The following is a 15,298-nucleotide window of genomic DNA, read 5'->3' as shown; positions in this document are numbered from 1 at the left end:
ACGGCATCAGACTGTGAAGCCCGCTTGATGACTTCCTGGGTCAGATCATTGGTGTACCCGATCCCGGTGGAAAGGCTTGTGACTTTGACATCACTCTTTGGCACTGCCACACCGACAATGGTGAGGTCAATGCCATTGTTTACCGCATTTTTCAATGTCTCTTCATCTGAGCCGTTGTCGACATAGACATTGTTTTCCTCGTTGTACTTGTACAGATCACTTGGTGAGATGACTTTGAAGCTGCAGCCGATGAATTTATCATAGCTGTAAATGTTATCATCTTCTGCAATCGAAACGGCTTTGTTATTTTCCTGATCCTGCTGGATCTGTTCATACTCGCTGTAATCCTTGATGCCAAGCTCATACAGCAGTGTATCGTTGATGGATCCATCGTTGTTTAATACAAGCACTGCTTCATTGGCATTGGAAGGCCAGTGGCCTGTTTCCAGATTGTACTGATCGCTGTAAAGATCTGAGGCTGTTGGCAGCTGATAGAAATCAGAACTGCTGTCTGAGAAGCTCATCATCATGCTGGAAGAAGCATTCGCACTGACAAGATAATCCTTGTCATTCTGAACAAGATAGATCCTTGGGGTGATGCCATACTTGTATTCAATGGCTCGGGCATTCTCCTGGATCGTGTCATTGCTTTCCAGATATGTCTTCAACGAAGACAGGTCATTGTCAGATGTTTCCTGGCTTTGTCTTGCCAGCGTATTTTTTACCTGTGCTCCGGTGGCATTGGGATCGGCGGTGGCACTCATCTGACTTTCGGAATCACTTCTGGCACCGTTGATCATGGCATCCATATCCACGCCAAGCTCATTGATCTGCAAGGGATATTCACTCATGGTTTCCCGCTCGGTCTTGCGGATATACACCTGAACGCCGTTGGAGATGGACATGATCAGGGCAATGCCGATGATGCCAATCGATCCGGCAATTGATACAAGCAATGTTCTTGCTTTCTTGGTACGCAGGTTCTGGAAGGACAGCTGCAATGCGGTCAGAAAGTTCATGGATGACTTGCCGGTCTTTTTGATGACCGGCGGTTCATTGTTATCAATGATATAAGGATTGGTATCTTTGATCAGATGGCCATCCTTGATTGTAATGATACGGGTGGCATACTGATGGGCCAATTCTGGATTGTGAGTGACCATGACAACGAGCCGGTCTTTGGCAACCTCTTTGAGCAGTTCCATGACCTGGATGCTTGTTTCAGAATCAAGGGCACCGGTTGGCTCATCTGCCAGTACGATCTCAGGATCATTGACAAGTGCTCTGGCAATGGCCACACGCTGCATCTGGCCGCCGGATAACTGGGCAGGCTTTTTGTGGATCTGGTTGCCCAGACCCACTTTTTCAAGTGCTTTGACTGCCCGGTCATGACGTTCCTTGCCGGAAATACCAGAGATTGTCAAAGCCAGTTCAACATTGGCAAGAATTGTCTGATGGGGAATGAGATTATAGCTTTGAAAGACAAAGCCGATCATGTGGTTGCGGTAATAATCCCAATCCTTATCTTTATATTTCTTTGTGGTCAGGCCGTTGATAACAAGCTCACCGGAATCATAGCGGTCCAGGCCGCCAATGACATTGAGCAATGTTGTCTTGCCGGAACCAGAAGGACCAAGGATTGCTACAAATTCATTGTCACGCAGATTGACGCTGACACCATCCAGCGCTTTCTGAACCAGATCCCCGGTCCGATATTCCTTTTTGACATTCTTGATCTGCAGCATTATCCACTACCTCCTGAATCGTCCCATAGTGTAGCATGTCCCCGCATCTTTTGTTCTTAAGATAACCGTATAAATGTCTTCATATGAATGAAAATGTATATTCTGCTTTTAACAGAAATGATTGAATATAATAAGGTAATTCATGGTGTCAGTGCCTGTCTCAACCGGCTGGATGAAATGTATGACGGTATTGGAGCAAAGTATGGTATTACCTACAACACACTGATGATCTATTACATCTTTTCTGAAGAAGAGAATGTAACACAGAAAACCATCTGTGATGAGATGTTTCTGGCCAAGTCGACGGTTCACAGTATTGTGCTGCGGATGGTACAGGATGGCATGCTTGTATTTACAGATCGTAAAAACGGTAAGGAAAAAATACTGGCATTAACACCAGATGGTGCGTTGTTTATGAAAGGTCTGATGAAAACCGTCCGCCAGAAGGAACGTGGAATTCTGGATGGACTGGGAGAGGAAGGCTGTATGCAGCTGCAGGCTTTGACCGGGCGTGCACTTGCAAGAATGGATCAGATTGCGCTTGATAACGAGAATGAAAGGTAATGGTTATGGCAGATAAACAGGAATTTGAGGAAAACCTTTCTGCCCTGCATGGTCTTACGGCTGCAGAGGTAGATAGCCGCAAGGAGCAGGGCAAAACAAACTATGTGGAAGATACGTCTTCCCGCAGTGTAAAGCAGATCATTATTGACAATGTCTGTACATACTTCAATTTTATCTTTGCCGTGATTGCCGTGCTTTTGATCATTGCCGGTTCCTGGAGTCCGGTTACCTTTCTGCCGGTGATTGCCAATCTTTTGATCGGCATCGGCCAGCAGATCTATGCTAAAAATGTGCTGGACAAGCTGTCATTGCTCAATGTGACAAAGTATACGGCACTGCGGGATGGCGTGAAGGAAGAAATATCATCCAATGATCTTGTACAGGATGATGTTATTCTGCTTGCCAGCGGCCAGCAGGTTCCTGCCGATGGCCAGCTGCTGCAGGGAGAGGTCTCCGTGAATGAATCTCTTCTGACAGGTGAGCAGGATGAGATTGCAAAAAAGCAGGGGGATCAGCTGCGCTCTGGCAGCTTTGTGGTTTCCGGGAGAGGCTGGATCGTACTGCAGCAGGTCGGCAGTGCTTCTTAGGCATCAAAGCTGACCGCCAAGGCAAAGCAGGTCAATGACAAACCGGCGGAAATGGTGCGGGATATTGAGCGCATTATCTGTATCTTTGGCATTGCCATCATTCCGGTTGGCGCACTGCTGCTGTATCAGTCCATCCATGTCAACGGACAGAGTTTCCAGGTAGGTGTTACTTCCATGGCCGGGGCCCTGGTTGGCATGATCCCGGAGGGCATGTATCTGCTGGCAACGGTTGCCTTTGCCATGAGTGCTGCCAGACTGGCAGGCAAGCAGGTTTTGCTGCATGACATGAAGAGTATTGAGACCCTTGCCCGGGTAGATGTATTGTGTGTGGATAAGACCGGCACCATTACAACAGGAGAGATGTCAGTTTCCGCTGCGGTTGATCCGGTGGAGCGAAAAGAAATTTCTTCTTTTTCACAAGGAAATGAAACAAGCATGAAGATGCTGGCAGATTATGTCAGCACTGTTCCGGATGCCAACAGCACCATGCAGGCGATCAGGGCCTGGAGTGGAAAAGGTGCTTCTCTGCCTGCTGAGAAAATTATGCCTTTCAGTTCCAAAACAAAATATTCACAGGTTTCGACAAGTGATCATGTGTATCAGCTTGGTGCCCCGGAATATCTGCTGGATGATAAGGAAAGAGAACAGGTACAGTCTTTGCTGGATCCGCATCTGCAGCAGGGAGAACGTGTGCTTGCGCTTGTATGTGATGGCAAAGCTGTATTGTTTCTCTGTCTGAAGGATCAGATCCGTGATACGGCGGTTGAAACCTTTGCCTATTTTAAGGAGCGCGGAGTTGAGATCAAAGTTATTTCCGGTGATAATCCGCGTACGGTTTCACGCATTGCTTCTTCCGCAGGAATAGACCATGCGGATCAGTATGTGGATGCCACGACTTTGACCTCTGCTGCCATGATGGAGGAAGCAGTGCAGAATTATACGGTGTTTGGACGTGTGAAGCCGGAGCAGAAAAAGGAAATCATTGCCGCACTGCATCAGGCAGGCAGAAAAGCTGCGATGACCGGTGATGGTGTCAATGATATTCTGGCGATGAAAGAAGCGGACTGCTCCATTGCCATGGGCAATGGCTCTGATGCGGCCAGGCAGGCTGCCCAGGTTGTGCTGCTGAATTCAGACTTTGCCAGCATGAAGGATATTGTGGGCGAAGGCAGAAGGGATGTAAACAATATTACCCGTTCTTCAACCCTGTTTCTCTACAAGAATATCTTCTCTTTACTGCTGGCTGTATTCTCCATCATCCACAGTTTCACCTATCCGCTGGATGCCAGCAAAGTTTCCCTGATCTCTTTGTTTAATATTGGCATTCCGGCATTCCTTTTGACATTGGAAGACAACCAGCAGAAGGAAGAAGACGGTTTTTTGAAGAATACACTGGTGCGGGCCATGCCGGCAGCTTTGACTTCCTTTTTCACCATTGCTGCACTGATGCTGTTTGGCATGCTGTTTGGCATCAAGGATGGCGATATTTCCACCGCCAGTACCTATCTGCTTTCTTTGACCGGTTTCATGATCCTGGCGGATATTACAAAACCTGTGAACTGGTACCATGTCTGTGTATTTATTCTGTGTGCCATCGGTGTCCTGCTGGCATGTACAACCGGATTCCGCACTCTTTTCAGTATCAGTGCAATTTCCGGAAAGGCAGCTGCTCTGTGTGCGGTATTTGCCATTGCCGAATTTTCCGTGATGAGATGGATGACACAGCTGCTGAATGCGCTGGAAAAGATTGGGCATCTGCAGCTGAAAAAGAAGAAAAAACAGGCTTGAATCTGTTCTTGATCATGCGGCCTTCAGATGGGATCTGAGGGCCGTTTTCATTTTCCTGAAGCCTATTGACATGAGGTATACAATTGTACTGTTTTCATACAGAGGGGCATAAAGAGATGAAGAAAAATGATCTGACACATGGTGATCTGAAGAAACAAATCTTACTGCTGGCCATGCCGCTGGCATTCAGTGGGATTCTGCAGCAGTTGTTCAATGCCGCAGATGTGGCGGTGGTCGGCCAGTTTGTCGGTAAACAGGCAATGGCAGCCGTTGGTGCCAACAGCCCTGTTATCAATATTCTCATTACCTTATTTATGGGCCTTTCTCTTGGTGCCAATGTTGTTATTTCCCGCTTCACTGGCAAAAAAGACCGGGCTCAGGTAGAGCGCAGTGTGCATACAGCAATTCTGGTTGCTTTAATCAGCGGCGTCATCGTGATGGCCTTTGGTGAGACATTTGCCCGCATGATTCTGGAGGCAATGTCGGTACCTGCGGATGTTCTGTCCATGGCAGTGCTGTATCTGCGGGTTTATCTCATCGGTATGCCGGTCATCCTTCTCTATAACTTTGAATCGGCCATCTTCCAGTCACAGGGTGATACCAGAACACCTTTGTATGCCTTGATCGCATCCGGCATCATCAATGTTTTCCTCAACCTGTTCTTTGTCATCATCGTTGGCATGACCGTTGACGGTGTCGCTACGGCCACCGTCATCTCCAATGTCATTTCTTCCCTGGTACTGTTCATCTGCCTGTGCAAAGGCAAGCTGCCAGTCACGATTTCCCGCTCACAGTTCCATATTGACCGCCATCTGTTTGCGGAAATGGTCCGCATCGGCCTGCCGGCCGGTATCCAGGGCATGGTCTTTTCCATCTCCAACATTATCATTCAGTCCGGTATCAATTCTCTGGGAACAGATGTTGTGGCTGGCTCCAGTGCCTCGGCCAATCTGGAAATCATTGGATATTATCTGGTGGACAGCTTTGCCCAGGCCTGCACAACCTTTGTTGGCCAGAACTATGGTGCCGGTGATGTGCAGCGCTGCCGTGATTCTTTGAAGTGGTCATTGATTGAAAGCATTGTTATCGGCGGCTCCATTTCGATGTTAATCGTGGTGGTGGGAAAACCGCTGCTGCGCATCTTCAACCAGGATCCGACTGTGATCAACTATGGTATGATGCGGCTGGTTGGCATTCTGCCATATGAGACACTGAATGGTGCAATCGATGTCATTTCCGGGGCGATGCGCGGCTATGGTGAATCCATGAAGCCGGCGGTGGTAACCCTGGTTGGTGTATGCGGTGTGCGTATTACCTGGATCTATACATACTTCCAGAGCCATCGTACCTTTGATGTTCTGCTGCGGGCATATCCGATCAGCTGGGTGGTGACACTTGCGATCATGGTTGTGATGTATGTGGTGCTGCGCAGGAATGGCCTTGGTGAGCAGCGGCCGTGATACAATTGTTCTGGTTTCAGGAGGAAAGAATACATGCCTTGTACAACATTATTAGTAGGTAAAAAAGCAACATATGACGGGTCAACCATGATTGCCCGCAACGATGATTCTCCATCCGGCGTCTTCATGCCCAAGAAGTTTGTGGTTGTTCATCCCCAGGAGCAGCCCCGCCATTATCGTTCCGTGATCTCTCATGTTGAGATTGATCTGCCGGATGATCCGATGCGCTATACGGCCATGCCAAATGCCGTAGATGGCAGCGGCATCTGGGCAGCAGCCGGTGTCAATGCGACCAATGTCGCTATGACGGCAACAGAGACGATTACATCCAATGAGCGTGTCTTAGGTGCAGACCCGCTTGTCACTCTGCAGAAAACAGAAGGCAAGGAAACAGCCGGCGGGATTGGCGAAGAAGACCTGGTTGTGCTGACCCTGCCGTATATCCATTCTGCCCGTGAGGGTGTCAGACGGCTTGGCAGTCTATTGGAAACGTATGGCACATATGAAAGCAATGGCATTGCCTTTGCGGATCGTGATGAGATCTGGTGGCTGGAATCCATCGGCGGCCATCACTGGATTGCCAGAAGGGTGCCGGATGAGTGCTATGTTGTCATGCCGAACCAGTTTGGCATTGATGCCTTTGACTTTGCGGATGCCTATGGTGCTCAGAAGGACTATATGTGCAGTGCGGATCTGCAGAACTTTGTGCAGAATAATTTCCTGGATCTCAGCCTGGATGGCAATTTTGATCCGCGTGCTTCCTTTGGTTCCCACAGTGATGCGGATCATGTTTACAATACGCCGCGGGCATGGTGGATGGAACGCTTTTTGAACCCGCATACATACCGCTGGGATGGAGAAGATGCAGACTTTGGCCCGACCAGTGATGATCTGCCGTGGTCTTTAGTGCCGGAAAGAAAAGTTACGGTGGAAGATGTGAAATATGTGCTGTCCGGCCACTATCAGAATACGGAATATGATCCGTATGGCAGCCATATGGATCGTACCCGCATGGGTGCGTACCGCTCGATCGGCATCAACCGCAATGATTTCCTTGGCCTTTTCCAGATCCGTGGATACATGCCGGTGGAGTATCAGAGCATTGAGTGGATTGCGGAAGGCTCCAATGCCTTCAATGCCATTGTGCCGTTCTATGGCAATGTGGAGATAACACCGGATTACTTTGCCAATACGACAAAGACAGTCAGCACGGACAACTTCTACTGGTCCAACCGTCTGATCGCGGCATTGTGTGATGCCAGCTACCATACTGCCTTTGTGCATGTGGAGCGTTATCAGGAGAAGGTGCTGTCACTTGGCCACCAGCTGATCAAGCAGTATGACGGGCTGCATCAGGATGTTTCGGATCCTGGTGAGGCTGCGAAGCTGAATGAGAAGGCCAATGAAGAGATTGCCATGATGGCTAAGAAGGAAACCGATGCTGTGCTGGACAAGGTACTGTATGCGGCAAGCAACGGCATGAAAAATTCTTACTCGCTCTCTGACAACTGATGCAAAAAGATTCTTTCATGCATGTGTCTTTTTCATTGACATGGAAGTTGAATCCAGTAAAATAGTAGCGAAATGAAAACGAACAGACTCTGTACATGCTGTATGAATATGAAAACTGGCGCAATTGAATACTGCGTGGTTTTTGGCTGATATTCGTACGATACGGAGATTTCAGGCGGAAGCGCAGGCTTCCGCCTTTTTATGTTTATAGGAAAGAAAGGGGAGAGCGGTATGACATTACCGGATGCAAATCGTCTGACAGATCAGTTTCTGGCATTTACAAAAATTGATTCGCCAAGCTTTCATGAAGGTGAGATGGCTGCTTATGTGAAGCAGGTATTTCAGGATCTTGGCATTGTGCTTCATGAGGATGATGCCAACAAGTATTATGGTTCTCAGACGGGAAATCTGTATGGCTGCTGGCAGGGCACTCTGCCGGGTGAGCCCATTCTGTTCATGGGCCATCTGGATACGGTGGAGCCTGCGTATGGACGCCATGCAGTACTGCATGAAGACGGCACGATCACAAGTGCCGGCAATACGGTGCTTGGGGCCGATGATCAAAGCGGTCTGGCTGAGATCGTCGAGGCCATCCGATGTATCCAGGAAAGCCATACAGCTCACAGGACCATTGAATTTCTGATCACCTTTGGTGAAGAAGCCTTTGACAAGGGATCACGGAAGTTTGATTTCTCCCTTTTGAAGGCCAGACAGGCTTATACATTGGACCTGGAAGCACCGGTTGGTACAGCTTCTTTGTGGGAGCCGACGCTGATTTCCTTTACAGTGGATATCAGGGGGCGCAGTGCCCATGCCGGCTTCCATCCGGAAAAGGGTATCAATGCACTGACAGCTGCTGCCGAGCTGATTCATTCTCTGCCAATTGGCAGAGTGGATCCGGTGACGGTATTGAATATCGGCCTGATCAATGGCGGTACGGCTGTCAATGCCGTGCCTGATCATGTTGTCATGAAAGGTGAGCTGCGCAGCCGCAGCCATGAAACGGCTCTGTCTCTTTTGAAAAAGATTCAGGATACAGCGAAAGAATGTGCTGAAAAGATTCGTGCAAAGGCAAATGTGGAATACGAAATTGCCCTGCACGAGTATTGTATTGATGAAAAGGAACCGGTTGTAAAACGGTATGAAGCAGCCTGTGCAAAGGCTGGTATTACGTCGGTATTGAGTGGGAGTTTCGGCGGCTCTGACAATAACCAGTTTGCCCAGCATGGCGGCCGGGGTATTGTGATTGCCAGTGCGATGTACAACTGTCATACCGTGCATGAATATACGCGCATTTCTGATATGGTTCAGGTGGCGCGTATTGTGATGAATCTGATGACGATGGAGGAGGATGAGAAAGATGAAGCTGCCGTTACAGTATCAGATCAGTGAATATGACTGCGGTCCGACATCTCTGCGCAATGCAATGGCTTTCCTGATGGAGCGTGAAAAGATGCCGCAGGAAGTACTTTGTGTCATCATGAACATCTGCCTGGATGGCTATCATGCCCACGGTACCAAGGAACCGGTTTCCGTACATGGCACCTCAGATGATGCGATGATGACCTTTGCCGGCAAGTTCAATGACATTGCCAAAAAGGATCATCTTCCTTACCATGTGGATGTGGTCCTGGATACAGATGTCAATACGCACAATGCTTTGATCCAGAATGCCTTGCACAATGGCGGCGCTGTGGTTGCCAAGGTCATGGTTGACGTGGCTCACTATGTGCTGATGACGGGGGAAAAGGATGATACAGTGCGTCTGTTTGACCCGTATATCCCAGAGAAGCCGTATCATCATGAAGGTGTGACATGGACGTATGATCATCCGCATTCTTACAATGTGGAGGTCAAAGCAGACTATATGAACCGCAATGACACCGAATGGTGGTCATTTGGAAAGATGGATGAGCGCATCGCGCTTGTATTCAGTTGTGATGCGTAACAAAATATAAAACATACAGGAGATAGAAAAAGATGAAAGGTTTTAAGAAAGTTGTCACAGGTGCCCTGGCAGCGGTTATGTCGCTGTCACTGGCTGCCTGCGGCCAGAGTGCTTCCACCCAGGCAACTGCCTCTGCTGCTGCATCAGACACGGTAAACATTGGTGTTACTGATACCCTGAGCACGCTGAATCCGCTGAACATGGATATGACGTTCGTGAACTACTATGCGACAAGCTTTGAATTTCTGCCGCTGGTATCACTGGACAAGGACTATCAGCAGTATGGCATGATTTCCGATCCGATTACGACGGATGACAATCTGACATTCCATATTCATATCAAGGATGATGCCAAGTGGTCTGACGGCCAGGACATCACCGCCGATGATGTGATCTGGACAATTCTCAAGATGACAGCACCGGCTGTTGCCAATCCATATATCAGCTTTGCCAATGTCAAGGGCATTTCTGATGACAACCTGTCACCGGAGGGTGCAGATTCTCTGGAAGGCCTTGTCAAGACAGATGATAAGAATCTCGATATTGTCATGAAGAGCCAGATGGGTCTGAATACATTCCTGAATAACATTGGTACATGGCTGCTGATTCTGCCTAAGCATGCTCTGGAAGATACACCGGATGATCAGCTTTTAACAAGTGACTGGTTCAATGCACCGACGGTTGTCTCCGGTCCGTATAAGGCAACCAGTGAAGATTTTGCCCACTATGTTACATACGAGGCAAATGAGAATTACTTTGCCGGGGCACCGAAGATTGCCAAGATGAATATCCGCATTGAGGATTCTTCCTCTCTGCTGGCAGGCCTGCAGTCTGGTGAGATTGATATGACGCATCCGGCATTCTCCAATATGCCGGTGGAAGACCGCAAGACGCTGGAAGGATTGAGCAATGTAACAACAACGTATTCTGATCCGATCACGGATGAGATGACCTTCTTCAATACCAAGAATGTACCGGATGCCAAGGTGCGTCTGGCCATTGTTGAGGCAATTGACCGCAATACGATTCTGGATCAGATTCTTGGCGGCAAGGGTGAGATCGTGGATGGCTTTGTCGGTTCTCATTCACCATACTATGATGCTTCCAAGCCGACCATTCCGTATGATCCTGACAATGCCAAGAAGCTTCTGGAAGAAGCCGGCTGGGATTCCAGCAAATCTCTTGAATGGTATGTTTCCAGCTCCGATACATCCATGACCCGTGCTGTTCAGGTCATCAAGGAAGAGCTTGCCCAGGTTGGTGTCACCATTAACATCAATACCGTTGATTTCTCAACATTGATGTCAACTGCCGCAAGCAATTCCTTTGATATCTTCTCCGTTCAGTATACAATCACACCGTCAGACTACTATGCCGACGGTACGTATCTGGTTGATGCGGATGACAGCTGGACCGGCGGCTGGAAGAATGATGAAGTGGATGCGCTCTTTGCAAAGACCCAGCAGACAACAGATACTGCTGAATTGGCAAGCATTTATCTGCAGCTGGATGAAATCCTGGAACAGGAAGTTCCGCTGTTCTCACTGTACTTCATGTCGAATTCAGGCAGTGTAAACAACCGTATCAAGAATGCCAGCCCGACATTTTTCGGTGCGTTCAACAATATCCAGGACTGGGAGATTGCGCAATAAACATGGCAATACTGCGCTGGGGAAGTTCCTCAGCGCATTTGCCGTATTATAGAACAGGAGAAACAAATGGATAGTCTGCTGGATGTGTCAGATCTGCAGGTGCGGTTTCGCAGTGATTTTGGCGACCGTATTGTCACGGATCATATTGCATTTCATGTTGCCCCGGGTGAGATTCTCGGCATTGCCGGGGAATCCGGCTCCGGCAAGTCGGTCACAAGCCTTTCCATCATGGGCTTACTGCCAAAGAACGGATCGGTTGTGTCCGGAAAGGCCATGTTTGATGGCAAAGATCTGTTTTCGCTGTCTGACAAAGAACTGGACAAGATCCGCGGCAAGGATATCTGCATGATCTATCAGGATGCCCTGGCCTCTTTGGATCCGGTGTTTACCATCGGCTCACAGATGTCGGAGGCCATCCGGCACCATGTAGAACCGGACAAGAAAAAGGCAAAGCAGATTGCCCTGGAATGGCTGGACAAAGTTGGCATTCCGGATCCTGAGAATGCCTATGGCAGCTATCCGTATGAGTTTTCCGGCGGTATGCGGCAGCGAGTCATGATTGCCATGGGGCTGTCCTGCCATCCAAGACTGTTGATTGCGGATGAGCCGACGACCGCTCTGGATGTGACCATTCAGGCACAGATCATGAAGATTATCCGTGATCTTCGCAGCAAGCTTGGCATGTCGGTCATCCTGATCAGCCATGATCTTGGCCTGATTGCCCAGAATGCAGACAGGGTCATGGTCATGTATGCCGGGCAGTTTGTGGAGATTGCGGATGTACGTGAGCTGTATCACCATCCCCAGCATCCGTATACGCGGGCACTGCTTGCCAGTGTGCCGGATATTCATGACCAGGAAGACCGTCAGCTGTATTCGATTCCCGGCAGTGTGCCGCAGGATTATACAAGCATGACGGGATGCCGCTTTGCATCAAGATGTGCCTTTGCTAAGGAAGAATGCAAGGCAAAGCAGACATTGTTTGAGAAGACAACGGGACACTGGGCAGCGTGCATCCGGTCCCAGAGAGGTGAGCTTGATGAGTGAAACTGTCCTGCATGTAGAGAATCTTTCCAAACGGTATGAGGTGGAAGGCTCTGCCTTTCTGAAAAAGAACCGGAAATATATCCAGGCTGTGGATCAGATTTCCTTTGATATTGGCAAAGGTGAGACACTTGGTCTTGTCGGAGAATCGGGCTGTGGCAAGTCAACGGCCGGCCGTATGATTGTCGGTATTGAAAAGCCGGATGGCGGCAAGGTGACATTCCTGGACCATGATATCGGCGGTATGAGTGACAAACAGCTTGCCCCGATCCGCACCCAGCTGCAGATGATCTTCCAGGACAGCTATTCTTCTTTGAATCCCCGCAAGCGTGTCTATGACATCCTGAGTAAGCCGATGCTGTATCATCATCTGGCGGATAAAAGCAATGTACAGGACAAAGTAAAAGAACTGCTGGACATGGTTGGACTGCCGGCAGATGCGGCATACCGCTATCCCCATGAATTCTCCGGCGGGCAGAGACAGCGCATTTCCATTGCCAGAGCTTTGTCTCTGCAGCCAAAGCTGATTGTATGTGATGAGCCGGTATCGGCTCTGGATGTGTCGATTCAGGCACAGATTTTGAATCTATTGCGCCGGATTCAGAAAGAAACCGGTGTTTCCTATCTGTTCATTGCCCATGGCCTGGGTGCTGTTCACTATGTATCTGATCGGATTGCGGTCATGTACTTAGGCAGGATTGTGGAGATCGGCACAAGCCAGGATGTGTTCCACCATGCCTTGCATCCATATTCCATCGGTCTGATTGATGCGGTGCCGGTGGCAGATCCGGATCAGAGAATGTCAGATGACAAGATCATGGCAGGTGAGGTTGATGCGGCGCAGGATGCCGGTATCGGCTGTAAGTTTGCGCCGCGCTGTCCTTTTGCAAAGAAGATGTGCTTTGAAAAGGTGCCGGAAATGAAAGACTATGGCAATGGCCATCAGGCTGCATGCTTCAAGGTGGAAGGGGTGCTGAAATGATCCGCTACATTGGCAAAAGACTGTTCTATGGCCTGATTACCCTGATCGGCATTACGGTCATTGACTTCATCCTGATGAATATGGCCGGAAATCCCATTGAGATTCTGGCCGGCTCACCAAAAGTATCCAAAGAAGCCCTGGCGATCCGTGCTGCCCAGCTTGGCCTGGACAAGCCGGCATGGCAGCAGTACTTCATCTGGATCAGGCAGATCCTGACCGGCAACTTCGGCTATTCCTACAAATCTTATCAGTCCGTTAGTTCCATGATGCTTTCACACCTTGGACCAACCCTGATCCTGATGGGAACCGCCTTATTGATTTCAATGACGATTTCGATCATCTTTGGCATCTACAGTGCGGTTCATGCCCATACAAAGCGTGACTATTCCATCGTTTCACTGGCATTTCTGGGCCAGTCGGTGCCGGGATTCTTCATGGCACTGCTGCTGATTGATCTGTTCTGTGTCAAGCTGGGCATCCTGCCAAGCTCCGGTATGCGCAATCTGTCTGACCCCGGCAATGGCGTGCAGCTGCGCTATCTGATTCTGCCGGCACTTGTCTTGGCACTTGGCCAGGCAGGCAATGATATCCGCTACATCCGTTCTGCCATGCTGGAAATATTGAACCAGGACTATCTGCGCACCGTTAAAGGAAAGGGCGTCGGCAGAAGAATTCTGATTTACAAGCATGCACTGCGCAATGCATTGATTCCGATTGTGACCGTGTTTGGCATGGAGATTCCAGGATTATTTGGCGGCTCCATCATCATTGAGCAGATCTTCTCCTGGCCGGGTCTTGGCCTGATGACAATGAATGCCATTTTGCAAAGAGACTATCCGGTCATCATGGCAACCTGTCTTTTATCAGCAGTGGTTGTGCTGGCTGCCAACATTCTGACCGATATTCTCTATGCGGTCGTAGATCCAACGGTCAAGCTGGGAAAGGAGGACTGACATGCACGAGAGTTTTGTCCACAGTGTGTGGCGCCGCTTCAAGCGGCATAAAGCCGGTGTTGTCTCTTTGATCATCCTTGGCATCATCATTCTGACTGCCATTCTGGCACCAGTGCTTGCCCGTCATGATCCCAATGCCATCAACCCTGCTTTCTCCAGTGCACCGACCGGTGAATACTGGCTGGGTACTGACCAGATGGGCAGAGATGTCTTCTCCCGGCTGCTGTATGGCACCAGAGTCTCTTTGACGGTTGGCGTATTGAGTACATTGCTGGCAACCTCCATCGGTACCGTGCTGGGCTTGCTGGCAGGTTACTTTGGCGGTGCAGTGGATATGATCATCATGCGGATTACCGACATGATCATGTCATTTCCCTACATCATGTTAATCTTGGTTGCCGGCGTCATCTTCAAGCCGGGCATGTGGATGATCATCATCATCCTGGGACTGATCGACTGGCCGGGTGTAGCCAGACTGGTGCGCGGCGAAGTGCTCTCTTTGCGTGAGAAGGACTTTGTGCACAGCTCTGAGATTGCCGGCATGCCGAAATCCTATATTCTGTTTTCGGAAATCCTGCCTAACTGCTTTGCACCGATTCTGATCTTCGGCACAGGCGTCATGGCGATCTCCATCCTTGATGAGGCATCTCTGTCATTCCTTGGCATGGGCATTCAGCCGCCGCAGGCATCACTTGGCAATATGCTCAATGGTGCCCAGTCCATCACGGTATTAACAAGCATGCCATGGCTCTGGCTGCCGCCCGGACTCATGATTGTCATTCTGGTTGTATGCACCAACTTTGTCGGTGATGCACTCCGGGATGCCATGGATCCAAATGCAGTAGAGTAAGTGCATCAGTGTGTATGAAAAGAGCGTCGGATCAAAATGATCTGGCGCTCTTCTTGTAGTACACCCGACATGGGTGATAACTCGAGGGTGAAAGTCCCTTGCGCATGTATAGCGGCATGATTCAAAGCGCTAGCCAAAGGCAACGTGGACATCGTGAGGTGTCAACGGAAGGAAGCCGGATGCGGGAACATACTAACCGTGTGGCAAAATCCC

11 protein-coding genes and 2 pseudogenes are annotated in these 15,298 nt (G+C 49.4%); 12 read left to right on the top strand and 1 reads right to left on the bottom strand.

Annotated elements, in window-relative coordinates; genetic code table 11:
* Positions 1 to 1,154 precede the first annotated feature (1,154 nt).
* Positions 1,155 to 1,745 (bottom strand): annotated as a pseudogene (locus SOI44_RS10415) (ABC transporter ATP-binding protein); the annotation flags it as partial.
* A gap of 117 nt (positions 1,746 to 1,862) precedes the next feature.
* Here SOI44_RS10415 and SOI44_RS06900 point away from each other — a divergent pair.
* From SOI44_RS06900 to SOI44_RS06845, 12 genes and pseudogenes are all read left to right on the top strand, one after another.
* The gene (locus SOI44_RS06900) at positions 1,863 to 2,309 is read left to right on the top strand and encodes a MarR family winged helix-turn-helix transcriptional regulator (protein ID WP_331348477.1); all 447 of its coding nucleotides are present in this window, start codon (positions 1,863 to 1,865) and stop codon (positions 2,307 to 2,309) included.
* Positions 2,309 to 3,148: pseudogene (locus SOI44_RS06895) on the top strand (HAD-IC family P-type ATPase); the annotation flags it as partial. The gene SOI44_RS06900 and the pseudogene SOI44_RS06895, both read left to right, overlap by 1 nt.
* Complete coding sequence (locus SOI44_RS06890) at positions 3,137 to 4,684, top strand: HAD-IC family P-type ATPase (protein WP_331348489.1); 1,548 nt, start codon at positions 3,137 to 3,139, stop codon at positions 4,682 to 4,684. The pseudogene SOI44_RS06895 and the gene SOI44_RS06890, both read left to right, overlap by 12 nt.
* A gap of 116 nt (positions 4,685 to 4,800) precedes the next feature.
* On the top strand, positions 4,801 to 6,144 hold the full coding sequence (locus SOI44_RS06885; protein WP_331348476.1) for an MATE family efflux transporter: 1,344 nt from the start codon (positions 4,801 to 4,803) through the stop codon (positions 6,142 to 6,144).
* Between the two features lie 33 nt (positions 6,145 to 6,177).
* A complete protein-coding gene (locus SOI44_RS06880; protein WP_331348475.1) occupies positions 6,178 to 7,656 on the top strand; it encodes a C69 family dipeptidase in 1,479 nt (492 codons plus the stop codon).
* Positions 7,657 to 7,887: 231 nt separating this feature from the next.
* Positions 7,888 to 9,048 (top strand): M20/M25/M40 family metallo-hydrolase, encoded by a 1,161-nt coding sequence (locus SOI44_RS06875; protein ID WP_331348474.1) that lies wholly within the window; start codon positions 7,888 to 7,890, stop codon positions 9,046 to 9,048.
* Positions 9,017 to 9,604 carry a C39 family peptidase gene (locus tag SOI44_RS06870; RefSeq protein WP_331348473.1) on the top strand — a complete coding sequence of 196 codons (588 nt, stop codon included), beginning with the start codon at positions 9,017 to 9,019 and terminating at the stop codon, positions 9,602 to 9,604. Before SOI44_RS06875 ends, SOI44_RS06870 begins: the two co-directional genes overlap by 32 nt.
* Before the next feature lie 32 nt (positions 9,605 to 9,636).
* Complete coding sequence (locus SOI44_RS06865) at positions 9,637 to 11,256, top strand: ABC transporter substrate-binding protein (protein WP_331348472.1); 1,620 nt, start codon at positions 9,637 to 9,639, stop codon at positions 11,254 to 11,256.
* A gap of 66 nt (positions 11,257 to 11,322) precedes the next feature.
* Complete coding sequence (locus SOI44_RS06860) at positions 11,323 to 12,303, top strand: ABC transporter ATP-binding protein (RefSeq protein ID WP_331348471.1); 981 nt, start codon at positions 11,323 to 11,325, stop codon at positions 12,301 to 12,303.
* Positions 12,296 to 13,282, top strand: a complete 987-nt coding sequence (locus tag SOI44_RS06855) for an ABC transporter ATP-binding protein (protein WP_331348470.1) — start codon at positions 12,296 to 12,298, stop codon at positions 13,280 to 13,282. The genes SOI44_RS06860 and SOI44_RS06855 overlap by 8 nt, the downstream gene beginning before the upstream one ends.
* On the top strand, positions 13,279 to 14,235 hold the full coding sequence (locus tag SOI44_RS06850; protein ID WP_108775044.1) for an ABC transporter permease: 957 nt from the start codon (positions 13,279 to 13,281) through the stop codon (positions 14,233 to 14,235). The genes SOI44_RS06855 and SOI44_RS06850 overlap by 4 nt, the downstream gene beginning before the upstream one ends.
* 1 nt (position 14,236) lies before the next feature.
* On the top strand, positions 14,237 to 15,085 hold the full coding sequence (locus SOI44_RS06845; protein ID WP_331348469.1) for an ABC transporter permease: 849 nt from the start codon (positions 14,237 to 14,239) through the stop codon (positions 15,083 to 15,085).
* The last annotated feature ends 213 nt before the right edge of the window (positions 15,086 to 15,298 follow it).

Origin of the sequence: Lactimicrobium sp. (genome assembly GCF_036453465.1) — a bacterium.
Lineage (GTDB): Bacteria > Bacillota_I > Bacilli_A > Erysipelotrichales > Erysipelotrichaceae > Bulleidia.
This window is presented reverse-complemented; position numbering and strand designations above follow the sequence as displayed.